General features: G+C 55.0%; 15 protein-coding genes and 1 rRNA gene. 9 read left to right on the forward strand and 7 right to left on the reverse strand.

Going from position 1 to position 25,096, the window contains the following annotated elements:
* Positions 1-14 precede the first annotated feature (14 nt).
* Complete coding sequence (locus KF752_20730) at positions 15-1,049, reverse strand: hypothetical protein (GenBank protein ID MBX3423991.1); 1,035 nt, start codon at positions 1,047-1,049, stop codon at positions 15-17.
* A 322-nt stretch (positions 1,050-1,371) separates the two neighbouring features.
* Here KF752_20730 and KF752_20735 point away from each other — a divergent pair, with 322 nt between their 5' ends.
* Together KF752_20735 and KF752_20740 are read left to right on the forward strand one after the other, a co-directional pair.
* A complete protein-coding gene (locus KF752_20735) occupies positions 1,372-3,561 on the forward strand; it encodes a carboxypeptidase regulatory-like domain-containing protein (protein ID MBX3423992.1) in 2,190 nt (729 codons plus the stop codon).
* Positions 3,562-3,644: 83 nt separating this feature from the next.
* Complete coding sequence (locus KF752_20740) at positions 3,645-4,205, forward strand: PH domain-containing protein (GenBank protein MBX3423993.1); 561 nt, start codon at positions 3,645-3,647, stop codon at positions 4,203-4,205.
* 150 nt (positions 4,206-4,355) lie between these two features.
* Here KF752_20740 and KF752_20745 read toward each other — a convergent pair whose 3' ends face one another.
* Entirely contained in the window at positions 4,356-5,159 is an 804-nt protein-coding gene (locus tag KF752_20745) for a hypothetical protein (protein ID MBX3423994.1), read from the reverse strand.
* Positions 5,160-5,393: 234 nt separating this feature from the next.
* Here KF752_20745 and KF752_20750 point away from each other — a divergent pair, with 234 nt between their 5' ends.
* Positions 5,394-6,626 (forward strand): CCA tRNA nucleotidyltransferase, encoded by a 1,233-nt coding sequence (locus KF752_20750; protein ID MBX3423995.1) that lies wholly within the window; start codon positions 5,394-5,396, stop codon positions 6,624-6,626.
* A gap of 58 nt (positions 6,627-6,684) precedes the next feature.
* Here KF752_20750 and KF752_20755 read toward each other — a convergent pair whose 3' ends face one another.
* On the reverse strand, positions 6,685-8,205 hold the full coding sequence (locus tag KF752_20755; protein MBX3423996.1) for an AAA family ATPase: 1,521 nt from the start codon (positions 8,203-8,205) through the stop codon (positions 6,685-6,687).
* A gap of 743 nt (positions 8,206-8,948) precedes the next feature.
* On the opposite strand from KF752_20755, the gene KF752_20760 reads away from it, so the two are divergent.
* Positions 8,949-10,473 (forward strand): 16S ribosomal RNA (locus tag KF752_20760).
* 193 nt (positions 10,474-10,666) lie between these two features.
* Here KF752_20760 and KF752_20765 read toward each other — a convergent pair.
* Entirely contained in the window at positions 10,667-11,425 is a 759-nt protein-coding gene (locus KF752_20765; GenBank protein MBX3423997.1) for a hypothetical protein, read from the reverse strand.
* 323 nt (positions 11,426-11,748) lie between these two features.
* Between KF752_20765 and KF752_20770 the strand changes: the two genes are divergently transcribed.
* Complete coding sequence (locus KF752_20770) at positions 11,749-13,230, forward strand: hypothetical protein (protein ID MBX3423998.1); 1,482 nt, start codon at positions 11,749-11,751, stop codon at positions 13,228-13,230.
* A gap of 92 nt (positions 13,231-13,322) precedes the next feature.
* Positions 13,323-14,651, forward strand: a complete 1,329-nt coding sequence (locus KF752_20775) for a hypothetical protein (protein ID MBX3423999.1) — start codon at positions 13,323-13,325, stop codon at positions 14,649-14,651.
* A gap of 67 nt (positions 14,652-14,718) precedes the next feature.
* On the opposite strand, the gene KF752_20780 is transcribed toward KF752_20775, so the two are convergent.
* A complete protein-coding gene (locus KF752_20780) occupies positions 14,719-16,767 on the reverse strand; it encodes a hypothetical protein (protein MBX3424000.1) in 2,049 nt (682 codons plus the stop codon).
* A gap of 672 nt (positions 16,768-17,439) precedes the next feature.
* Here KF752_20780 and KF752_20785 point away from each other — a divergent pair.
* Positions 17,440-17,913: a hypothetical protein gene (locus tag KF752_20785; GenBank protein ID MBX3424001.1), complete on the forward strand. Its 474-nt coding sequence runs from the start codon at positions 17,440-17,442 to the stop codon at positions 17,911-17,913.
* A 128-nt stretch (positions 17,914-18,041) separates the two neighbouring features.
* Here the strand turns inward: KF752_20785 and KF752_20790 are convergent, their stop codons facing one another.
* Together KF752_20790 and KF752_20795 are read right to left on the reverse strand one after the other, a co-directional pair.
* Entirely contained in the window at positions 18,042-18,968 is a 927-nt protein-coding gene (locus KF752_20790; GenBank protein MBX3424002.1) for a hypothetical protein, read from the reverse strand.
* Positions 18,969-19,176: 208 nt separating this feature from the next.
* Positions 19,177-22,797 (reverse strand): hypothetical protein, encoded by a 3,621-nt coding sequence (locus tag KF752_20795; GenBank protein ID MBX3424003.1) that lies wholly within the window; start codon positions 22,795-22,797, stop codon positions 19,177-19,179.
* 458 nt (positions 22,798-23,255) lie between these two features.
* On the opposite strand from KF752_20795, the gene KF752_20800 reads away from it, so the two are divergent.
* Both KF752_20800 and rdgB read left to right on the forward strand, forming a co-directional pair.
* The gene (locus KF752_20800) at positions 23,256-24,329 is read left to right on the forward strand and encodes a hypothetical protein (protein ID MBX3424004.1); all 1,074 of its coding nucleotides are present in this window, start codon (positions 23,256-23,258) and stop codon (positions 24,327-24,329) included.
* A 45-nt stretch (positions 24,330-24,374) separates the two neighbouring features.
* Positions 24,375-24,989 carry an RdgB/HAM1 family non-canonical purine NTP pyrophosphatase gene (gene rdgB, locus KF752_20805; GenBank protein ID MBX3424005.1) on the forward strand — a complete coding sequence of 205 codons (615 nt, stop codon included), beginning with the start codon at positions 24,375-24,377 and terminating at the stop codon, positions 24,987-24,989.
* Positions 24,990-25,096: the final 107 nt, after the last annotated feature.

Below are 25,096 nucleotides of genomic sequence, written 5' to 3' on the forward strand. Positions count from 1 at the left end.
TTCGTCGCGTCAGGCTAGTGTTCGATTTGTTGCGGTCTATGGCCATCCTCGGCTTCTACGACTTCTACTGTCGAACGACCCGTCATTGATGTCGTCGCCCCGCTCTCATTGTAATCCCAATCCCAGTGAGAGAGTCCAGACGGCCGCTTCCAACCCGACAGATACCAACTCGAATCGGCCAACTCTGCTTCTGGCAATTGCAACAATTGGCGAGCCTTGGATCGCCCGAGAGCGTGACCGGCGATCAGACTGCCATAGTACAATAGGCCACCATAAGATGGAGCGAAAGTACCAGCAGCGTTGCCAACATAGGTACCATACGCCGGATAGAGTATTCTGGCGGCGGCGGCCTGGTCCGCCGTTGTTCCGTGGGCTTCCAAATAGGCCAGTACATCACTGCTGGCGATCGACTCGTGATACAGCGGGACCACTGGCAGAGCATACGCAAATGCATAAGTACCCTTCCAGCGGCGACGAGCGAAATCCTTGGCATGACCACCTTCGTGCAGGGCGATGGCGGGGATATCCGAGTAGAGATGGATCGTGTCGGTATACGGATTGTAGTGATCACCGCCAAAGATTCGTCCAGGCAGCAGAGTCTCACCCAGCACGCTGACGGTACCGAACGTCAATCGCCACAGAACACCTGTCGAGTCATTGCGGATCAACCGTTCCCAATCCTCCAACGGTCGATACTGATTCAAACGAACTCGAACTGTCGATAAATCATTGACTGCGATGTATTGTGCGATGCTCTGCTCAGTCTCCGCACCGATCGAATGGTTATCGACGCGCCGATCCCACAATAAAATCTTGCCGGGAATGCCCACCAGCCATCCGACACCGTCTATAATTGGTCGCCGCTGACCACGTTGGATTTGAGGTTGGTCGCTGACCATCCGTGGCGACTGATAGACGCGAGTCGCCCTGATCGGTCGCGGGGTAATCGGCGTGCAGCCTAGGCCAGAGACAGTCAAAAACAGTGCTGCCGCCCAAGCCGCTGCCGCCTTGCGGTGACTGACCACTCTGGCGTTGACATCGTCGAACATTTGCTGGCAATACCTGTCCCTAACTCCCACGAAACTCACTGCGCGACCAATCACCAACCTTGAATACAGGTTTTCGACGGGTGCGCACAACATCATCTGGAGAATTCAAGTCGCAACTGGAGCCCCAAACTGAGATATTACAACCTTTGAGCCCAGCCAGTATCATGCTAGTATCAAAGGCACTTCTCGAGACGCGCAGCCCATTAGAAATCCCACTAATCGCCATCGCCAGACGGTGGTTACCCGACTCGACCACTGTTTGGCCACGGTCCTTGCCAACAGGCCGTTGACCTGAGAATCCTGCTGCATTTGGAATCAGTCCATGGCTCAGAAAGTATCTGCGCGGCGAAACGCTCGGAATAGAGACTTGACGTTTGAACCGTTGGAGGACCGCCAACTATTGTCGGTGACGACCCGACCCGTTGTAGATATCAGCCCAGTGGGACAATTGATCGTTGAGCTAGTCAATCGAGGGCGCGCCAATCCGGCTGTGGAGGCGGCGCGCCACGGAATCGGACTCAACTCGGGCATACCTGCTAACTCTATTTCGACAGCAGCCAAAGCTCCGCTGGCGCCCAACCAGATTCTTACGAACACGGCCAATGCCCATTCGTCTGACATGTTACAAAAACAGTATTTTGCCCACGACTCAAGAGATGGCAAAACGCCGGGACAACGCATGAGCAATGCCGGATATTCATTCACGCTGTGGGGTGAAAACCTTGCCTATGTCGGGCAAACGGGCAGCCCTGTGAATCCTGTGAATCAAGCTTTAGAGGTACACTCGCAGTTAATTAAAAGCACGTCTGGCCACCGACAGACGATCTTTGACCCTAGGTTCCAAGAGATCGGTATCGGTGCGCCTCAGGGTACGTTTCGGGGCGCATCGGTACTGATGGTAACCCAAGATTTTGGCAGTCGAGTTGGCGACAAATTTCTAACCGGCGTGGCCTTTGTCGACAATTTGACCAGAGACAATTTCTACACGGTGCAATGGGTTGGCGGACAATACAAACACGAAGGCAAGGCGGGGGTCAAAATTCGTGCGGAAAACGTACTCAGTGGTGCGGCCTTTGAAACAACTACAGGTAGTTCTGGAGGATATGCGTTGCAGCTACCCAATGGAACCTACGTGGTCACTGCCAGCGGTGGTGGCATCAATACCACTAAGGTGACCAATGTCACCCTGCAAGGCCAGAACGTTAAAATGGACTTCGGCAACCATTCCACGGGCACCATCAGCGGGCAAGTCTATAATGATACCAACGGAAATGGATCCGTCGATTCAGGTGAACAAGGACTTGCCAACTGGGCTGTCTACATTGATGTTAACAACAATGGTAAACGCGACCCTGGCGAGCCTGCATCCACCACGAACGCTGCCGGGAGTTACTCGTTTGGAAACCTCGCCGCAGGAGCCACCTATCGCATTGGGATTGATCTGCAGACCGGTTGGCGACAGACCTCTCAACCCGCAACACACTCCGTCGCCCTCACCGCCGGCCAGACCGCCAGCGACCGAAGATTTGGAGTTCAGCAGCCCCAGTTGAGCCTGCAACTCCCACAAATAACGATCAATGAAATCGGTGGTTCCATGACCGCCACAGTAAGTCGCAATAGTCTTGCGACCACCAGTTTGGTAGTGAATCTGTCCAGCAGCAACAGACAAGAGGCCACCGTGCCGGCCTCGGTGACAATCCCGGCAAACGCAATTAGCACCACGTTCGTGATTGCCGCTGTCCACGACAACATTGCGGATGGGCCTAAAGTCGTAACGATTAACGCCACCGCAACCGGATACTTAAGTACCTCTAAAACACTAACCGTTTTGGATAGCGATATATTGGCAACTGTCGAGGATACGGCGATCACCCGACGCGGAGCCGCTGTGAATATAGCTGTGCTTCAAAACGATTCTCATCCGTCGAGTTTGTTGGCCGACTTGATTGTAGAAATCACCAGTCCGCCTCAAAGCTCGATGGGCACAGCGCAAATTGTCAATAAGCACCTGATTCGGTTTACTCCTGCCAGCACGTTTGTGGGCATCGCCACCATGCGGTATGCCATTCGAGACTCGCGACTAGGGGTTTCGCAAACCGCTCTTGTCCGCGTTGGTGTTCCGGCTTCGGCGAAGCAGAACCCGTGGTCGCAGTGGGATGTCAACGGAGATGGTCGCATCACGGCCCAGGATGCTTTGTTGATTATCAATCGGCTTAACGATCCCAGAGCCAGCCGCATCGTAGACGAAATCAGCAATCCGTTAGTGCAACCGTTTGTGGATGTTAATGGAGACGGACGCATAACAGCCCATGATGCACTGCTGGTCATCAATCGGATGAACCTTCGCTCGCAAGGAGAGGGCGAAGGCGGCGCAGAACAGACAGCTCTGGTAAATCCGACGGCGATCAACCCGACCTTGGCTGATGCCACATTTCATCAGCTGTCAGATGGGCTATCATGGGAAGGGGTTTGGGACTGGCAGGACGAGCTTCGTCGCCGCCGTCGAGTCTGATTGCCAACCGAAAAATGCAGCGGATGGCTGCAAGTGCACCCGCAACTCGCCTTAGAACACTAACCTAGATCGGCAGGACATTGATGCAGGACAAAACTCCAATACAGCAGTATCAAGAAAAGGTAGCCGAGAAACTCAGCGACGGTGATAAGTCAGTAATCCCCGAGCGCAGCTTGTGGCAGGGGAGGTATTCTCCCAAGGCAATGTACGGCACATGGTGCCTGTTGATACTGGTCAGTGTACTGGCGCTGGTGGCAGTGTTATCGTTTGCCTCTGGCAGCCAGCCAACTGTATGGTATGCGGTGGGTGGCTTGATCTTGCTGTTGTGGGGATCGGTGCTGGTGACCTATATGTATCGTCGCCTGGGGGTCCAATATGAGTTGACGACGCAGCGGCTCATTCACCGAGAAGGGGTTTTCATGCAGCGTACCGATCGTCTCGAAGTGATCGACATTGAGGATGTCAGCTACACACAAACCATCATCGAACGCCTGCTGGGTGTGGGTACGATTCGCTTGAGCGGTCGCGATCAAAGTCATCCACAACTGGCGTTGCGCGGTATCGACAAAGTTCCTGAGGTGGCCAGCCTGATAGACGACATTCGCCGTGAAGAACGCCGCAAACGCAGTCTGCATACGCGGTAGCCATACTCCCCCCGGCCGTATCGCCCGTGGCACACGAGTACCGAAAGCTTCTGAGTGGAGTATGTAGCGGCTCTGGGTGGTGCTGCTAGTTCGGATGGCGACTTCCGCGTTCTGGCCAATGCTGCCATGCTGGGCAAAGGCACCCTCTGGCTAACGCAGGACGCGGCGCATGGCTGGATTGAGCCGCTGAGCAGAGGCCGGAGGTAGGTCCGGTGCCGGAGTGGGTACCACCTTCAGGGTTTCAGTTGGTGGTGGCGGCGTCGGCACGATGTGACTCGGAGCCACCGAGGTTTCGTACCCAAACGAATCCGACGACTCGTAATCACCGCCGGAATTGCAACCGCAGCGCTTGCCGGCCGCCCACTGCCCCAGTGCGTAACCATCGTTGATAATCGGCTGACCGTGGACTACGCCATGTGAATCACAGTCACAGTTCTCACAGCCACCATGGTACTGTCGCCCCCACAGTTGACTCAGTAGTCCACGCAGTGGTACACGTCCACCGGCAGCACAGAGTCCGGCCCCGCAGCAGCCATCATCACAGCCAGCAGAACCACTATCACAGCACTGTCCGCAGTCATCACAGCTAGTGGCGAATCTTCCACCCACTGCCCGCGCGCAGCCGCTCCGATCAGGATAGCCGCAGCAATCGGCTGTTGGAGGCTCGTTGAGCCATTCGTCGACGTACAGATCACCGCAGGTGCCGCCACCACATCCTACCATGCCGAAGAACCGGGCTAGCGGTCCGCGCCCCATGTAGAAATTCTCGCAGTCGTCTGCACATGGCCCAACACAAGCGCCAGCGCAGGGATCCCCGTCAGCGTTATCACATGCCGGGCGGCATCCAGACGCGATACCGCAGGATCCACATTGGCCTGTTTGCCAGCAAATGCAGCCAGGCGAAACGATCAGCATGGCTGCCAATATCACAGCAGAGACGGCAAGACGATACATCAAGGTTTTCCTTTCGTGCTAGCAAGAGCACACGGTGTTTGCAACTTTACTATCGGCCGACAAAGTTGGCGCAATCAGAAAATCTTGCCATTCGGACTTTCCAGCACGAGATTGTGGGCTGGCGAGTATGATAGCAATGCAGCTTTGGCGAATGTTCTCGGGAGCATCTGCCCACAGGCTGGCTACCGTTCGGTTTGAGTTCGCCACCTGCCTTATCAAAGGGAAATTGATTTCGTGCTACAGCGCGATTTTGCTACTCAGGTTGTTCGGCAATTGCGGCAAGCGGGCTTTCAGGCCTATTGGGCGGGCGGTTGCGTGCGTGATTTGCTGTTGGGCATCGAGCCGGCGGACTTTGACATCGCCACCAACGCCCAGCCAATGCAAATTCGCCAGCTGTTTGGCCATCGGCAGACTCTGCCTGTGGGCGCTGCGTTTGGTGTGATTATCGTGCTGGCCGCCAATCGCCAGACTCAGGTCGAGGTAGCCACGTTTCGTAGCGATAGCACTTACTCCGATGGCCGGCGCCCCGATTACGTCACCTTTAGTTCCGCCCAGGAAGATGCCCAACGCCGCGACTTTACGATCAACGGCATGTTCTATGACCCGATTGCTCAAGCGGTCATCGACTACGTTGGTGGACAAGCCGACTTGGCGCAAGGGTTGATTCGAGCCATCGGTCAGGCGGATGCCCGGATCGGCGAAGACAAGCTGCGCATGCTACGGGCCGTGCGGATTGCCGCCAGGTTCGGTTTTGCCATAGAATCTCAGACCTATCAAGCTATCACACGCCATGCATCTGAAGCAGTTCAGGTCAGCGGCGAACGATTGGCCGTCGAGCTGTACAAGACCTTGGAAACCAATAACGCTCCTTGGGCGGTGCAGGCGTGGGCTGCAACTGGTCTGCTGCAAGTCTTATTGCCGGAAGTGGCTAGCGTTTGGCATCGAACAGAGTGCAGCGAGACAGCCATCGCGTTGCTGGATCACTGCAGTGGCGCAGGCTGGCTAGCGCGGCTGAGCGGTCTGTTGTGGGCTGCCCTGGGACCTCTGGCCGCTGATTGCGTAAAAGCCTGCCAGCAGCGATTGAAACTGGCCAATGAAGATGCCATAGCCATGCGATTTGCCATTCATCACCAGGAGACGCTGGTTCAAGCCGACACGTTGCCCTGGTCACAGGTGCAGCCACTGCTGGTGTCGCCGTGGATTTCAACCGCTGTGGAATTGCTGGCAATGCGAGCAGCCGTTGGTCAAACGTCAGCTGATACCGTTGCCTGGATTCGCCAGCGATTGTCGTGGCCGTCACAGCGGCTGAATCCATCACCACTGTTGACCGGTCAGGACTTATTGCGCGCCGGCCTAAGTCCCGGTCCGCGCTTCAAGGTACTGTTGCAAGCGGCCCGCAATTTACAGCTGGACGGCGGACTGTCCGACACGGATGCAGCTCTGCGATGGCTCAAGCACATAACTTAACCGCTGGCGGCTGGATCAGGTGCTGGGGGCCGCCACAGTGCTGGTAGCGCAATGCCCGTTACATGATCGAAAAATAGATATCGCAGGCCACGTCCATGTACTCGTTTTTGAGTTCCAGTGGGTAATCGTGGTACAAGCAATAATTTTTGACTTGTAATAGCAGGTCGCGCGGATGGCAATTGCGAAACGGACGGTTGACGGGCTTATAGTGCTGCTGAATTAGATAGTCGATAACCGCCGGATTGTAGGACATCTCCAATCGTGGACTCATGATCTCGAACAGCTTGCGGAAGGCGGCCTCGCTGGGATTTTCCACTTCGATTTTGTAGGGTATGCGCCGCAAGAAGGCGTCGTCCACAAGGTCTTTGGGCTGGAGATTGGTGGAGAAGATCACCAGTTGGTCAAATGGCACCTGAGTTTTCTTACCGCTGGACATATTGAGAAAGTCATAACGTTTTTCGAGGGGCACAATCCAGCGATTGAGCAATTCATCCACGCGCATTCGCTGGCGGCCAAAGTCATCGATCACCAGCACACCGCAATTGCTCTTAAGTTGCAGAGGGGCTTCGTTGATTTTGGTTTCCGAATTGCGAACCACCTCCAACATCTCCATGGTCAACTCGCCGCCAGCGACAATCGTAGGACGACGAATGCGAATCCAGCGTTCGTCGACTTCAGTGTTTTTCAAGAAGCCTTCCCCGCGCTGCAGTGGAGCAGGGTCATGCGACAAGGGATCGTACAGCCGCATGATTTCGCCGTCGATCGACAGAGCGCGCGGAATCCAAATATACTTACCAAAGGCCAAGGTTATACGTTCGGCGATACTGGTCTTGCCGTTGCCAGGATAGCCATACAGAAACATGCCGCGACCACTGTTGACTGCTGGCCCAATTTTGCCAAGCATCTTGCGATCGATCAGCAGATCCTGAAACGCCTTCAGTAAATCGTCGCGCCGCGGACGCTGGCCTTCCACCGACTGATACTTTACCGCCTCGCAGTAATCTGCTAGTTGGACAGGCGCAGATCCAAAATAGCTGGTGCGCAGGTTGTACTGACGCGCTTTCTCTCGTCCCTGATCGGTCAGAACGTGAATGTAGTCATTAACCGATGTAGCACCACGATAGGCCGTCAACTGTTCGTACTTGAGACGCGACAAAATGGGCTCGATCAGCAGAAATGGCAGACGTAATTGGCCGGCAATCATGCGCCCTGTGGCTTCGCCACGACTGAGCAGGTAGCGCATGATCAGCTCCTCTACCTGCGATTGACTCAGTCCAGCATCGGCGAGCGACTTGGGGACGCAAGGCACAAACGGTTCATCGCGTTGACCAGTCAGCGTGCCGAAGGTACAAGACGATTGCGAGCCCGTGTCGAGCGCAGCTGCAGACAGATCCGCGTCTGCGGCGTCAGAGGTCTGAGTAGCTACCGGTTCTGAAGATGCCGCTGGCGGACCGTCAACCGCATCCTGTGAGTAGCTGCCTCGACTGCCGGCGGTTGTGCCACCCAACATGCTGTCGATACGTTTGAGCAGGGCGTCGAGCGGTTCTTGTGCTTGATCTGGGGAGTTGCGCGAAGTCATGAACAAGCTATCGTTTTTGCGATCGATGTAGGACGAAAAGGCCAGAAAAGGCTAGCTCACACAGCGCTATAGGCAAATTGCCAAGCCCTACACTTACTGGAAAACCTCAGCGCTCGGGCAACGCTCAGTCACACTCCATCACGATCGCTACAAACAGCATGGACCCATCCCCCGCTAGTCCTGCACAGGCAGTACAACTAGCACGACCGTACCGCCAAATTTTTCTGCTGGAAATCGCCGGCAGCCACTTGCCCGTTTACAAAACCCTGGATAGACTGTTGGACCCTTTCGACGGGAGCATTTGCCGATGCAGCCCGATTGGATGACGAGCGAGTCAAGGTTTCAACAGCGCTTGACGATAAAACTTGTCTTCGATAGATTGAGGGACGTCGCTTTCGGAATTCGAGTGCGACGACGGTTACATTGATCTTTGACAATTTGGTAGATAAGCTCTCCGTTGAAAACTGCAAGTTTTCAGCAAGGTTGTGGTTGTTTCTGTGGCCCGAGTTTGGCTTCACTCATTGAGTGAGGCTGGTCTCGAATCTGTGGAAGCAACTGTTAAATTAAATGCACTCTTTGACCAAGGGTGCGCTGCTGGTTGATATCGGTACCTTAGCGGTTTCGATCGTTTAGGTTTCGAATTGGCCGGTATTGTAAGTTGATATAGAGCCGCAAGGCCTGTTCAATTTCGTTCGTAAACATTCGCTCTGGCGAGCAATCGCTGGCAGTGGATGAAGCATACAGAATTGAAGGGTTTGATCCTGGCTCAGAATGAACGTTGGCGGCGTGGATTAGGCATGCAAGTCGAGCGAGAAGTTCCCTTCGGGGAGCGGACAGCGGCGAAAGGGAGAGGAATACGTAGAAATCTACCCCTGAGACTGGGATAGCGTCGGGAAACTGACAGTAATACCAGATAACGTCTTCGGACCAAAGGTGTGATTCCGCTCGGGGATGAGTCTACGCCCTATTAGCTAGTTGGTGGGGTAATGGCCTACCAAGGCGATGATGGGTAGCGGGTGTGAGAGCATGACCCGCCTCACTGGGACTGAGAACTGCCCAGACACCTACGGGTGGCTGCAGTCGAGAATCTTTGTCAATGGACGAAAGTCTGAACAAGCGACGCCGCGTGCGGGATGAAGGCCTTCGGGTTGTAAACCGCTGTCGTAGGGGAACAAGTGTACGGGGGTTCTCCCCTGTATTTGAGTGATCCTAGGAGGAAGGAGAGGCTAAGCTCGTGCCAGCAGCCGCGGTAAGACGAGCTCTCCGAACGTTATTCGGTATCACTGGGCTTAAAGAGTTCGTAGGCGGCTCAGCAGGTCAGGTGTGAAATCCCACAGCTCAACTGTGGAACTGCGCTTGAAACCGCTGGGCTTGAGGGAGATAGAGGTAGGCGGAACAGATGGTGGAGCGGTGAAATGCGTTGATATCATCTGGAACACCGGTGGCGAAAGCGGCCTACTGGGTCTCTTCTGACGCTGAGGAACGAAAGCTAGGGTAGCGAACGGGATTAGATACCCCGGTAGTCCTAGCCGTAAACGATGAGCACTAGTCCGTGGGAACCCTCACATTCTCTCGGACGTAGCGAAAGTGTTAAGTGCTCCGCCTGGGGAGTATGGTCGCAAGGCTGAAACTCAAAGGAATTGACGGGGGCTCACACAAGCGGTGGAGGATGTGGCTTAATTCGAGGCTACGCGAAGAACCTTATCCTAGTCTTGACATGCTTGGGAACCTACCTGAAAGGGTGGGGTGCCTTCGGGAACCCTTGCACAGGTGCTGCATGGCTGTCGTCAGCTCGTGTCGTGAGATGTCGGGTTAAGTCCCTTAACGAGCGAAACCCCTGTCTCTAGTTGCCAGCGAGTAAAGTCGGGGACTCTAGAGAGACTGCCGGTGTTAAACCGGAGGAAGGTGGGGATGACGTCAAGTCCTCATGGCCTTTATGATTAGGGCTGCACACGTCCTACAATGCGTCGTACAAAGGGAAGCGAACCCGCGAGGGGGAGCAAACCTCAGAAAGCGGCGCTCAGTTCGGATTGCAGGCTGCAACTCGCCTGCATGAAGCTGGAATCGCTAGTAATCGCGGGTCAGCATACCGCGGTGAATGTGTTCCTGAGCCTTGTACACACCGCCCGTCAAGCCACGAGAGTTGGGAGGGCCCGAAGTCGCTGAGCCAACCCGCAAGGGAGGCAGGTGCCGAAGGTCAACTCGACGATTGGGACTAAGTCGTAACAAGGTAGCCGTAGGGGAACCTGCGGCTGGATCACCTCCTTTCTAAGGATATCCAGAGATCGAACGGTAACGACCGATCTCTATCCGTGAGCACAACCTGGCCAGTTCGCGTCGCAAGACGCAAGGACTGGCTTTCGAGAGCTTATCCACACCAAATTTCAATATAGCCCTCGGTTGGTTCGCCAACCGAGGGTTTTTTCGTTTGTGTGTTTGTGCGTTCACTTGGCCAAATTCGTTAAAATTTGGCTGCCTGTGGTTGTGGCGTGAAGTCCACTATGGGCTGCCGCCCGCTCCAAATCACCTCGAATTCTTCTGGCCTCGATAGGTCGGCAAAGCGGTACAGCTTTCCGACTCCGTCGCTAGCCAGCACCGAATTGCTTGAGCCGAGCCGAAAGGCGGAGACGGGAATTGGTAATGTTACAAGCAGTTTAGGAATGGAATTCTCGATTCGGTAGAGCTTCGATGGCGCGCGCAGCGTCGCCACGTACACGATTCCCTGCCGAACATCAAAGGCCCCCCACCAATCCTTCTCTACCAATTCCTGGGAAAAAGTCAGCAACGTCTCGACTTGACCAGTCGCATGATGCCGGCGGTGGATATACCCGTCCGGCAACGGATTGCTATCTAGTGGCGTCTCTAGTCCACTCCAGTACACGTCTCCGTTGGTGTCGGTGCGAACCTGGCGAACCACGGACCCCCCATAATGCAATTCGGACTCACCGCCATTGTTCCACTGCATTACACTGCGATCCAAGCCGCTGCAAAATATCAGGCCGCCGTCGGGCGCTGGTGTCAAACTCTGGATTTTCGAGACAAGGCGTTCGTCGCTTGACTGCCCCCGTTGCCAGATCGGCTCCAGTCTGTCACCACGAATCGCCAAAATCTGCCCAGGCCAGGCAGCTTGGTCGGCCAACAAAAAATCTGCCGCCGTACTGACGTTGTTGAATTCAAAACAACTGACTAACAAAAAACTTGTTGCTAGCAATGGACGCATAGAGACACCTTCACCAAGACCTGGGGATTAGAACGCCGCGTAGCAATAAGAACTCTACGTCACAAACCTCACACTGGCCTCGAAAATTCTCGCCAGTCGGCACTCCCGAACGAGCTGCTTCTGTCGTTACAACAGGGACTGACGGAAAAATCGTTTAACTTTCTCACCAGTCATTCCCGATAACCTGCATTGACGACCACTGCGCCCCTGGGGCTAGTCGAGCGCCAGCCAATCTGGTGGCTTGGATTAGCGCGGTCAGGACCGCGATGGGATAGGAACTCAGGTTGCCCCGCGACCATTTCCAATTCTGCAAAGGTATCCGAATGATCCTAACCAAACACAATCCTGCCGGCACTCAACTCAAGCGCCTACTTCTGGGGCTTTCCGTTCAGTTTACCGCTGGCTCGGTGGCGGCTTCCGCCTCAGCCCAGCAGTTGCCGGAGGTTGGGATAGCTCAGGGTACGCTAGCAGACGTTCCCGTTTATCCATTTCCGCCCCAAGCTGAGCCGGCAGTTGTCTCGCACAAGGATAGTGCGATCGCGAAGCCGCAAGCTGACCGATCACAGACCGTGGCACGCTGGTTGGGATTGAGTTCTAGCGCAACCAAGCAACCACTGTCACGGCCAGCACCGGTCGTAAGTTCGACCGCAATGCTCCAATTGCCGCTGCCCCAACACCTTAATGAGTTAACCGCTTACAGCTCGAACCCTTCGCCGCATCAAGCCGTCGGTGGCTCCAGCCTCCCAGCGCCTGTGGTTCCGGTCGCAGCCACAGCCAACGTCGTCGATCCGCAGGACTTGCTGAATTCACTGGACGTCGCGGCAAACCCAGCAGCTGTGGAATCGGTGCCAACGCCTGGTGAGCCACTGCCAGAGTCCGACTCGTCGAGTCGAAGTCGCTGGCGCGATCAAACTCGAACAGTGCCATCGAGCACCGTGCAATCTAACAAGTCGGACGATCCACCGATCATCACGTCCACACCACGTGCGCCAGAGTCACTCACCAATGAATCGCGCAGCGGTCGCCCGACTATCGTCTCCCCAGATTCACGCCCACCGCAATTGGTGCGATCGGATCGACCTGTTTCGGTTGAATCATTCCCCGCCAACCAATCGTCTCGCCGCCAAGCTGCGATTCAGAGTAAGCCTACACAGCCAAAAGACTTAGACAGCTCAGGAGTTACAGCCAGCGCGACAACAGCCACAAGTTCTCTCCAGCGAAAACCGCTGACATCGCTGTTGGTGCGACCGGCATCCGCCGATCAGCCCACCGATGGCCTGCAACGGCTTGAGCAAGCCGATCGCCGTGGACAATTTGCTGAAGCCGAAAGTACTCAGGTACATGGTACTTCGAGCCAACACGGAAGCCCAGTTGGGCTGGGACTGCATTGCTCAGTCAAACTCAAATCGGAGCACACCATCGAAGGGCTGTCGGTCGAACACGAGGACTTGTGCCAAGCCGTGCAGACCGGCCCAAACAACTATACGCTTGTCGGACTGCGTGAGGGCTCGACGCGAGTCGCCGTGATTAGCCAAAACGCCGGTCAATCGCAGGTCCAGATTCGACAAGTAACCATCAGCCGTTCCGGTCTGAATGCTGTCGACTTGAATAAGCTGGTCAGCGACATACGGCACATAATTGGTGAGATGTATCCGCGCAGCCAAATCCGAATTGCTATTGAAGAACAACAGATTATTGTGTCCGGAGTTGCCGACAGCGACCAAGCTGCGCGACGCGTATTGGAGTTGGTTCGCAAGACAACTTTGATTCCAGTAGTAGATCGCCTAACCATCAGTTTGAACTGATTCCATTCGTCCGAACCCGTACGCCGCTGTCAACCAGGCTTCACTGAGGCCAGCGGTGCAATTACCAGCAAGGATGTCAAACGAGGACTGCCATGCGTAGAATCCTAAGATTTTTCAAAATCGCCCACACTGCCTTTCGGAGTACTGTGCAACCTTCGGGCGCAGTGATCGGAATCGGCCTATGCTGTGCCATGTCGATATGCGGTCAGGCATCCGCTCAATACGCCACGCCACCGGTGAGGACCGAAATGGCGGCGCAGCAGAACGCGATCGGCTACCCGATTAGTGCAGCCACGCTGGGACTGGGGCCGAATCCCGTCTCGTCGCGAAGCGATATCCCCACTGTTGATGCGGGCTTTCAGGGATTTGGTGACAGCCAGCAAGTCAAGCCCACGCAATACCTCAGCGACATGGGTTACCAGGAGTATTGCCAAGCTGAGAGCAACCCCTGTGCGTACAGTTGCAATCGTTGCGACATCAACTGGTACCTGGGCTTCGATGCCCTCATGTTCCGCCGCGAAGGCGATCGTCGATTCTCACTCACGAGTGGTACATCTTTGAACGACCTGGAATTCGAATTTGGCGGTCGTGTCACGCTCGGCAAGATGTGCGACTGTGTAAACGCCTACGAATTCGTGTATGCTGGTCCATTTAAGTGGACGCGGTTCTCAGATGTGACTGGCAATGCCAACGTCGACAGTCGATTCGTTACGGGAGTATTCGGTGGAGTTACCTCTGGATTCTTCAATGATAACGGTGAACCATACTCGTATTTTAATGATGCAGATCGTCACTTGCAGACCTGGAAAATGCGGTCGCAGAGTTTTGAACTCAACCGACGACGTTGGGCATGGGATGCGGTATCAACGTTAATCGGCATGCGCTACTTCAACTACGAGGAAGATTACTCGCTGGAAGCAGAGTTCAATAACAGCGCAGACTTCAGTTTCTATCGTGACCAAGTCCAGAACAACCTGATTGGCCCGCAGATTGGTGGAGACATCTTCTTCCTTTACAGCATGAAGACCTCCGTTAGCCTGCGGGGCAAAGCAGGGGCATTCGCGAATATCGCTAGCCGAGAATCCAGACTAAATGCGAATTGGGGTCCGACGCCTGCTGATAATCCACTGATCGCCGGAGTTCCCGATCCGATTGCTGTTCCACTCAACAATGTGGTGTTCAGCAATGGCAAGGACCGCACCGATTTCGCAGGCCTCTTTGAACTGGGTGTGTTTGGACACTATCAATGCACACCGAGCGTCCGCTTTAGTGGGGGATACGAAGTCTGGTATGCGACTGGCCTAGCCACGGTGCCAGGACAGCGACAACCATTCTTAACATTGGGGACGGGTACAGCGCTCCGGATGCGCGAGGACCTGATTCTGCACGGCTTCAATGTCAACGTGCTGATGTTCTTCTAGAACATGACCGAACAAGTCTGTCAAAGCTACCACCATCGGTCGTCAATTCAGTTGACGACCGATTTTCTTATTCTCGCTGCAGGGTAAAGGTCGTGTAGTGCAGTCCGCTCTCTTCATCAACCAGGAAGCCGCCGCTGGGAGACATGTACTTGGAAATCACGGCGAACGGCGGCAATTGATTCTTTTCCAAGGCCTGGTTGAGTGCCCCGAACATCGGATTGGAACCTGCAAAACGTTGGCGTAGCTCACGCGCTCTAGGATTGTCCGACTGTGGCTGCCGAGCTTGCATGCGCTCGCGAGCAGCTTGATCGAACTGCTGAAACTTCTGGCGATTCTCGGGTTCGCGGACCATTTCATAGAATTGCTGCAGCGCCTGCTCGGGCCGGCTAAAAGTAATGGCGGCGGCCGGTTTGCCATGTAGCTGCGATTGAATGCGATCGTGCACTAGTTGGAATTCCAGGGATTGATTCAGCCGACTGGATGAGTCGCCCAGAGCATCAGCGATTTGTTGCAACATGTAGCCACTGTCGCTAACCAACATGTAGTCATCCAAGATCGCAATGCAGGTTTCGCTGTCGCGCATCGGCAAATCAGCTGATGGCTGCTGAGACTCTTGGTCGAACTTGGCGACCTGCGCCTCAATCGATCCGAACCGGACTGTGCTGACTTGCCCACGCTGGGCCGCTTGCTCCATCAGCTTCGGCAGCACATCTTTTTGGAACTTCTTGATATTCTTGTACTTGAAGGCCCACACATTGGAACGCGAATTGGTTGTTACGGGTCGCGTATAACCCTCCAGAATCGTGACGCGACCCTCCAAGCTGTCGATGATATCGCGGCGAATATCGATGCCGATCTGCTCGTTGGCCGGTCCCAAAGCGTCTCGCTGCCATGCACCCTCGCCGCGCAACTGATTATACAATCGCTCAAGGCCAGAGAATGAATCTGCAAAATCCCAATTCAATGTTGAGTAGCCTGAAACTGTATCGGGCACCCAATCTTCGGGAATCGTCTGGCCCGCCTTGGGCTTCAAGAGCCCCAGCAGCGCTTTGCGAGGATTCTTCAGTTGTACGTGAATATGTCCGATCGAATCAAAATCAGCCGGAGCCACGATCAGGCTGCCACCGATTGCCTCCAGTCCATCCAATCCCAACAGCGGCAACATGGCCACCAGCATCATCGCCTGCGGCTCGTCCGAAGCTGACGACATTTCGCGCAACATTGCCAGTGGATCCAGATAGAACGACACCTGCGGCCGCTCGCCTTCGGTTCCTACACAGCGTGTCATTAACGCTGTAAAACGTGGGTTTTCTGCCAGTGTCTTGCGCTCGCCAGCATCCCCAAGCCATACCTTGGCCAAGTCTTCAATGTAACTGATGCGCGTACAAGCGATCAGGACGCCATCGTCGATGAAGTAGGCGAATTGTTGGTCGGCCTGGGTGCGGTTTTGGTAGCTGTGTAATGTCAAACTACCGACCCGCTTTTGCAAATGATCGGACTCGGCAGCCGCTTGAGACTCAAAGCGACTGAGCATGACTTGTATGCCAGCAATTTCGTCTCCTGCGTCCATCAACAGCGCCATCGGTGGCGACGGCATCTGCCGTTGCGGCTCTTCGCCATCTTCGCTGTCCTCATTCCGCGCCGGTCGTCCACGTGGCTCAGACTTGGGGCGCGGTAGGATGGCGATCGCCAACTCACCACTGGGTATCGACAGGAATTCATCCAGATTCAACCCCATGCCTCCCATGGCCTCTTCTGTGGATCGAATCATCGATCCGTAAAACTCGCCAACGATCGGCTTAAGTTGTTCATCTGCCGACAACTTGCCGTAGGTACTTTGCGCATAGTCGGCGCGAAGCTTTCTAACGTCGTCGATTCTCAGATAGGCTACTGTCTTGTCCGGAAAAAGCTTAGGAGCGGACAGACGACCTTCAGGCTCCTTGGCAGACAAGCAGGCAGCACCCGAAGTCGATACGACCAGCAAGCTACCGACCAAGAGTGCCAACCGAATCCTAGCCGCACGACGCCAGCTGCCGATCATTTCACTCCGGTGTATGGTTGGGGATAAACGCTGCCAAACACCCAGGAGTTGAAGCTGAAACAACGGTTTGGCCATATCAAATGCTCCTTACGAGCGTCAAATTGCAGGGTCTGACGGGGGAATGATGTTAGTTACGGTTGGAACGCGACTCATTATACTGAAACCCCGCTTGTCGGATCAAAGGACCGGTTTACTTGATCCGGATAATCATGATTCTTCAGCAAAGCCTGCATAGAATGCTTGCCTTGGTCGAAACAGTCCTTTAGCATTAGACATGCGTCGATCGAAATTCCCACGTTTAGCACTGCGGGGAATGCCCTGGGTCAATAGATCATCCCCGTTCTCCCATGGGTGAAGCCTCGGGATGCGGTCCATACCGCTTGATGTCAACCGGCTCTAGGAGAGTCCACGATTATGAGAACCCGAAACGCCTCACATATGCTACTGGCCGCCGCCATTACAATACTGGCTTCAAACATTTCAATGGCGCAGGTTGCGCAGTTTGGATCTAGATCGACGGCAAATTCAACGGGTGGGCGGTCTGGTATGGGCAACTCGAATTTGGGCGCTTCCAGCTCAGCGGGCAGATCGAACACCGGCTCCAATTCCCGTTCAAGCGGCTTGGGCGGCCTTGGGAGTGGCAGTTCTTCAGGAGCGAGTTTTGGTAGCGGCTTCTCCTTTGACCCGACCTTTGGGGCGACCCCATTTGGCGGAAGTAACACTGGCAACATGTCAGGGATGAACAGAATGGGCATCGGTATGGGTATGGGCATGGGTATGGGCATGGGGGGATTCGGTATGGGTGGCTTCGGCATGAACCGCTCTGGGATGGGAGGCATGGGCGGAAACCAGCAGCAACGGCCTAAGCTACGACCCACTGTATCTGTGGATTTTGAAGTCGATCGCCCCACGAATCAGCAACGCCTGAACCAAGTTCAAGTGAATCTCAGCAAGCTGCCTCAGCCTGGCCGCTTCACAGGCGTCAACGTACAGATGGTTGGTAGTAAGGCCGTCGTAACCGGCAGCCTACCCAACTCGAAAGACGCAGATGTACTTAAGCAGTTGCTGCTGCTGGAACCCGGCATATACGAGGTCGACGTCAGGTCGCTCGCGGATAGCCAGTCATCCGGCAGCGATCGACGTGCTGCCGGTAGTGGCCAGTACGACACGGAGTCCCGGTCCACTGTCGAAGTCGTTCCGCTGCCTCGGCCGGCGCGGTAACCACTCTTGTTTTAGACTGGGGACTGATCCAAGATTCCAGTCTGGCCTGTGCAGCCACGGGCCTTAGAGACTGAATGACCAAGGAAGAGCCACGTTATGGCGAGCCTTACTTGGGAATAAATCGCACTCTAGCGATGGATGGCTGTGGCTGGTGGAGGCGGTAGTGTTTGCATCTCAAACGACGGCAAGACACTTGGCAGATTGGCTGCTTGCAGCCTGTGACCTGCTCCAACAGACACACCGGATGCCCTGTCATCTGTAGATGAATCCGCAGACGGCGATTCACTGGGCATTGGGTAGGACGACGAATGATTCATTGGCGCACCTTGTCCGCCACCAACGCGAACGCCTTCGCTGTGGCGACCCAGTTGTGATTCACGCGGTATCTCGATGGTTGTGATTCGGGTCGAGGTCGCCGCCGAAGTACTTGCCGGAGTGGCGATATCGTATGTCGGCAGGCTTTGGCGTTGGTAGGAAACCGGGCGCACCGCAGAAGCATCGCTCTTGTCACCCTCGATCGGCGATGCTCCCGGCAAGAATAGTCGGGTGGGAGATCCTTGTACTACCGTTCCCTGCTTGGACTTGAAAGTAGCGATGAGCGTAACTTCTTGTCGATAACCGCCCTCTGAACTCCATGGCACCCAAACGCTATACGAGGCTCCCAGATCGGAAGGACTGTACTGGCTGGCCAGCTGCTCGCCAGAGAAGGTGAATTTTTGTTCAGCTTCAACCTTGTCTTGCTTGCGACTGCTGGGAGTCGTCACGTATCCGTGTACGACCAAGTCCCCGTCAACAGGGATGGCTTGCGAACGCTCGTTGTAAAAATAGATCCGCCCGCCGAAGCCGCTCTGCTCGGCCTCTCCAGGAGGTGCTATCACGTCGGACTTCCAGATAGTGGCGACCGAAGCCGGCTCTTGGAAGTCCTCTTTAAACCACGTTTTGGGATTCCAGGTCTTGTTGCTGGATGTCGCCCCATTCCACGAACTGCATCCGGTCCCCGTAATGCATAGCGTGCAACACAATAGTTGTGTAACTCGTTTGCCAAAACGTTTCATGCTTGTTCCATCCTTGTATCAGCGCAAGTTCCAAACTGATCAAATATCAATCCATTTCAATTTTTATTCTCACAAGTGGTGGGCCGGCCTGAGGCCCGACCTGCTTGCGCTCAATGTTCACTTCGATTCCAACCGTTATCTGTAGGCCAGGCTGTACCGATGATTTGGCTTCGCTTGTCCCAGCTTGCACATCGCGAGAACGATTACGTCAGTTGTTTCCGGTCCGACCGGCTGTTGGTAAAGTCTGTACCGGCAGGGAGTAGACGGCTTGCTTCAATTCTGGTTGCGCACGTCGCGATGATTCGGCATCGGGCTGCTGCTGGAGAGGTGCAGGAGCGGACTGTCCGGGATCGAAGTATTGCTCATCTTGCATCATCGGCAGCGGATAGTAATCTCCGCGCTGATGCAGAGTGCGATCTGGCAAACTGCGTTGTGGGGTATCGGGGTACAACATCTGAGAACGCGCCGGCCCCCACAGACCGTTGCCTCCTGACAGGCCCACGTCGCCATGCAGGTTGACCACGTCAGCCAGACACCAGCTCATTCGAGCGCTTTCCACTTGCTTGAGCATTTCGTAGTCCTCGTCGGTTTGTATGATGCGCGGGGTTAGGACCACCAACAGCTCTTTTCTGCTTTCTGTTTCGGTATCAAAGCGAAACGCGGCTCCAACCCATGGTAGGCTGCCCAGGAATGGTATTTGTCGACGGGTTGAGGCTCGTGTCTTGGAAATCAAGCCAGCAAACACAACGGTCTGCCCAGAATAGGCGCTGACCACAGTTTCGGCCCGAGTTTGATTGATGATTGGCGATCGAATGACTTCGCCTCCCAAGCCGAAACCGATGGGAATACCTGCATTAGGATCACCCACACTCGAGTTCTCGACACCAACGTTCATGAGGATAAGTCCGTCAGGACTGACTCGGGGGCGAACCGCCAGAATTAATCCTACGGAGACGTCCGAAGTCTGAATCTGTTGCGGCACCCCAACGCCAGCCTGACTAATGCCGGTCACACGCGGCACCAAGCCACCAACGGTTGCTGTAGCCTCTTGCATATCAAGTGTCGTCAACTGAGGGCGATTGAGTACCTGTAAACGTCCAGCCGTTTGCAGTGCACGGACCAACACTCCCACCGACTCACTTGAAGCCGACAGTACCAGGCCACCGACACCGTCCGAATTGGCTCGTCCCGTGCCGAACGTGCTCATGGCCTGGCCGGCCATATTTTTTGCGCCAACTGGCGGCAAAGGCGCCGTGGGGGCTCGCAAGTTAAAAATAGGCGAACCTAACGTGCCAGCCGTCGTGGTGCCTCTGCTATACAACAAACTATCCTGCAGCCCCCATTCGGCACCAAGGTCGAACGAGTCGTTCAGTTCAATCTCGGCCATCAAGACCTGAATGGCTACCATTGGAGGCCGGCGATCCATGCGTTCAATCAGCCGCATAGCAGTTTCAAATAATTCCCGATTGGCGCTAAGCAACAGGCTGTTGGTAGCTACTTCTGGTACAACAAGCACTTGGCGATTGAGAGCTTCCTGAGCGCTAATCACCCCCGACGACACCAGTTGGCTTTGAGTGGAAAAATAGTTTTGGAAGTAGCTGGTTAAGGCTTGAGCAACCGTTTCCGCATCCGCGTTGCGTAACCAGACAACTTCAAAGCGCCGTGAGTCAGAGACATCTTCGTCCAGGCGTAGGATCATGGCTTCCAGCACCCGCAGATCACCTTCCCCACCACTGACAATGACGCTGTTGGTGCGTGCCTCTGGCGTAATCTTGAGCTGCACAAGCGAGCTTTCTCCACCCGCAGTCAGTCCGCTACGGGCGAGGTTGTTCACAAAACTGTTTTGCAGACTGAATTGCGCTCCTTGGCCTGCAGTGGGAGCCAAGCCGTACAGATTTTGTAGAGTCAGTGCGACTGTTGTGGCATCGCTGTTGCGAAGTTGATAGATTTTGACTTTGGCTTCGGCACTGGGCAGCGCATCCAGTTCTTCGATCAGTTTGGACAACAGCGGCATGCTAGGCGCTGGAGCCTTGACCACGATTGCGTTGACGCTTGGATCGGCTGTAATCACGACGCCTGCCAGGACGCCCGACTCGACTTTGGCACCATCAACTGTCATGATGCTCAATCGCCCGCTAGGAGTCGAGGCTGCCGATGAACCGCTGCTGGCAGCGCTGGCCCCCCCCGTCAGTGCAGCGCCTAGCCCCCCTCCGCCGCCGCCGGTGGGGCTAGTGAGCACCTGACCGGTCACGATTTGCTGGATGACACGCTGCAAATCTTCGGCCATGGCGTGACGCAATCGGAAGACTTGTACGCGATTCTCTGTGTCGCTACCTTCGACGTCTAGTTCCAGAATCAGTTTTTCAACTTCAGTCAATTCTCGCGGAGATGCTTGGACAATCAAGGCATTGGTGCGATAGTCGCTGGTCACGCGCACTCGTGTACCCAGCGATTTGCGGTTTTCCTGATCGCTGCCTGGACGCTGCACGAAAAAGTCACGCACGCGGCCCTCCAAGTCAACGGCCGAAGCGTGTTTCAGTCGGATGACGCGCATTTGATCCTGTGGCTCCAAGGGCTGATCCAGCTTGGCGACCAACAATTTGACCGAATCCACGATCTCCTGGCGGCCAATAATTAACAGCGCGTTGGGCTGAACCAAGGCGGTGATGCTGACGGTTCCCTGACGAGGTTGATATATGTTCTCATACAATCGCGTGACCTCGTCGGCGATGGCTTCCGAATTGGCATGTTGCAGTTGCAGCACCTCAATCATCGGTTCAGTAATCTTGGCTTGAGCCTTGATTTGATCGATAACCGCTAATGCTCGCTCAACGTCCCGCTTAGCACCCTTAACAATGATCAGACCGATATCTGAGACGACTTCGATTTGCACGTCGCCCAACAGCCCGCCAGCGGCAGACAGACTATCGACGCTGCCCAGAGCCGTGACCGCTTCTTGGCGATCCCCCTGCTGCGACGAATTGCCTTCTGATTCTTCGTCCTGTTCACTCGGTAATTGTGCACTGACCAGCCGAATCATGCGTTGCACGCTCCGCGGTTGCGCAGGGGCCAGTGGAACAACGTGCGTCGTAGCTCGACGGTCGGCTTGCCCTTGATCCAAACTATGAATCACGCGAATCCATGACGATACGTTGGGACGTGGTCCAAGAATAGTCAATTGATTCGTCCGACGATCCACTCGAAAGACATCATTGACGCCTTGTTGGTTATTGGCTTTTAGCAGTGCGACTTCGCCGTTGCGCTCCGTGGTGACACTGATCTTCGATCCGACAAGTTTGGAAATGGCATCTTCCAGCTCCCGCCATGACAGATTCTTGAGAATGTAGACGCTCTCTTGGTGCGTTGCAGCAGGCAGACCTCGATCGCTGGCGGTAGCGGGGTTGTCTTTGAGCAATCTGCCTATCACTTCCGACACTTCTGCCTGGATGATTGGAGGGGCCACCACCATTAACTGTTGTGTGTTGGGATCGGTGGTAATCGTCACCCCAGGCGTTGTGTGGTATTTGAGCTGTAGGTGGGCACCCACCGTTCCGGACAACTGGCTGGGAACTTGATAGGTCTGCACGGTCACAGAAGCTTCTGGCTGGAGTGTCCCTGGTACACCCGGAAGCTCGTTTCCGACGGTGGGTCTAAGCGTGTTGTTGTCGCCCGCGAAAGTCTGTTGCGATGGGAGCTGGAATGGCTGTTGGGCTATAGAGACTAAACCTGTGCATGCACAGAGCACGGTACCGGACAGAATTCTCGCCATTGCTTGGCAGCTCTGCATTCCATTTGGCAGGATTGTCAGCTTCCCTTCGGGTCGTCTCATCGTATTAACCTTTTCCTTGCTCTGCGTTATGACTGCATTGCTTGTATGTTGACGCCCTTGTGGCGATACCTCGGCGCCCAACACGACTCAGATGGATTAATCGGCATACTCTTCCCAATCCTTTTCATAAAATCCCCCTACCGATTCGTTAGCGTCACCTTTTTCGGAAGAAACCACTTACACCACCCATACCCCTCAAGCACCCCACACACCCCACCACCCCAGACAACGCTAGCGTTCGATGCTCTTAAAGTCAGGCAGAAGAGATATCGCGAGCGGCGCTGGAGAAATAAATGCCGCGTAAGCCCAGCGTATGGCGACAGTCGCCTCGGTAAATTTTCAACCACCGCGCGCCTAAGCGTGATTTGCGGTAGCTCTGATAGAGCGGTTCTTGCTATGTAACTGACATTCGCCTGTACCTGAAGCGGATGCAAATGGAACCAGTGAGTATGCCGGGAATGAATCGCGTTGGACTGCTAAGAGCCAGTTTGCTCATCGCAGGTTGTTTGACTTCATGGAACACCACGTTTGCTCAGCCTGCAAACGTCATGAAGAAGATGTTTCAAAAGCGCGGGGCCGGTTCGACGGTGACAGAGCTCCAAGACAAACATGGCCCTTGGCTCATATTGGCTGGCACTTTTACTGGCGACACTGCGCGAGCCCGCGCGTCTGCCTTCGCGTCGGCGCTTCAGGAATCGCTGCGCGTTCCAACTTTCATCCTGTCGCGTGCTTCAGAGACGTCGGACAAAATGGGGGTCAGTGAACTGATGCTGACCGACTCGTTGGGCAAGCTGGTTCCGAAACAGTTATCGATTCGGTACGCCAACCACACCAATCCGCAATCTGTCGCAGTGTTGGCTGGCGAGTTTCACTCCAAAGATGACCCGCAGATTGACGGAATATTGGCCAAAGTGAGGGCCTTTCAGCCTGCAAAAGAAAGCGAGGGGATGCAAGGCAGAGGCATCGCCTTTCTAACTCGCAACCCGATGCTGCCGGACGATTTCTTTCAGGCCCCCAAGGTCGATTCCTTTGTTGAAGACTTGAATCGACAAGAATGGGTCAAATACAGCGTGCTGGACTGTCCCGGCCGATTTACGGTCCGCGTTGCTTCGTTTCGAGGTCCAGAAGTCGTGACTGTCGCCGCCAAAGCAAAGACGAACATATCCAATCCCAGCAGCGCACTGGATAGGGCGGCCAATCAAGCTCACAAGATGACCACATCGCTTCGCAAACGCGGCGTTGACGCCTACGAGTTTCATGATCGCTATGGCAGCTATGTAATGATTGGCAGTTTTGATTCTTTAGGCCAGGAGATCAATGGCACTTTTCAGTACGATCCACAGATTCAGAGCATTCTGGCTGAGTTCTGTGGCTACCGTGAGGTTACGGCTCGCGATCCAACTACCGGCGCGGTCAGCCGCAATCTGTCACTCAAATCAGAAGATCGCATTCCGTTCGACATCGAAGGCAAGGCGACCGCCGTGCCGCGCGCTCAGACATCGCGAATTTACAGCGGATCGTTGTTCCGGTAGCATGGTCGTCTCCATCCACGACCGCTTGGCTCTTGCAGACCTACCGTGCATCCACCACCATCGACTCTGATCCTCGGCACTCACAATACAAAGAAGTGCTTCGAACTCAGGCTATTGCTCGAACCGCTGGGCTTTCAACTTCTATCGCTGGCGGATGTAGCCAACGCGATTGAAGTAGCCGAGACGGGTCAGACCTTTATCGAAAATGCGCGACTGAAGGCCAGTCAGCAGGCCGTTCATCTGGGCCAGTGGACGATTGGCGAGGACAGTGGCCTGTGCCTGCCAGCCCTGGGCGGCGAACCCGGCGTCTACTCGGCACGTTATTCCGATCCGGGTGCCACCGACCAGCGCAACAATGCAAAGCTGTTGGCCGAACTGAACCGCCGGGCACCTGACCAGCGACAAGCCTTCTACGTAAGCACCATCGCCCTCTCAGATCCCACGGGCCGGATTCACATCGAATCCGAAGGTCGCTGCTGGGGACGCATCCTGCTCGACGAGCGTGGTCAAGGCGGCTTTGGGTACGATCCGCTGTTTGAAATTCCGGAGTACCATCAAACCTTTGCCGAACTGGGCAATACCGTAAAGAGCGTACTGAGCCACCGAGGCCGAGCCTTGGAGCAGTTTACGCGTCAGTTGAAGTCGCTGTTGGCGATCTAATACAAGTGGCAGTTGAAGAATTACCGTTGCAATCAAATGCCACAACATCCGCCCAGCCCCGTCAGGAGCGAGATATTGGTAGCAGGTGATTTGTGGATATGGGATTA

It is taken from the genome of Pirellulaceae bacterium, assembly GCA_019636385.1.
In the GTDB taxonomy this organism is placed as follows: domain Bacteria; phylum Planctomycetota; class Planctomycetia; order Pirellulales; family Pirellulaceae; genus Aureliella.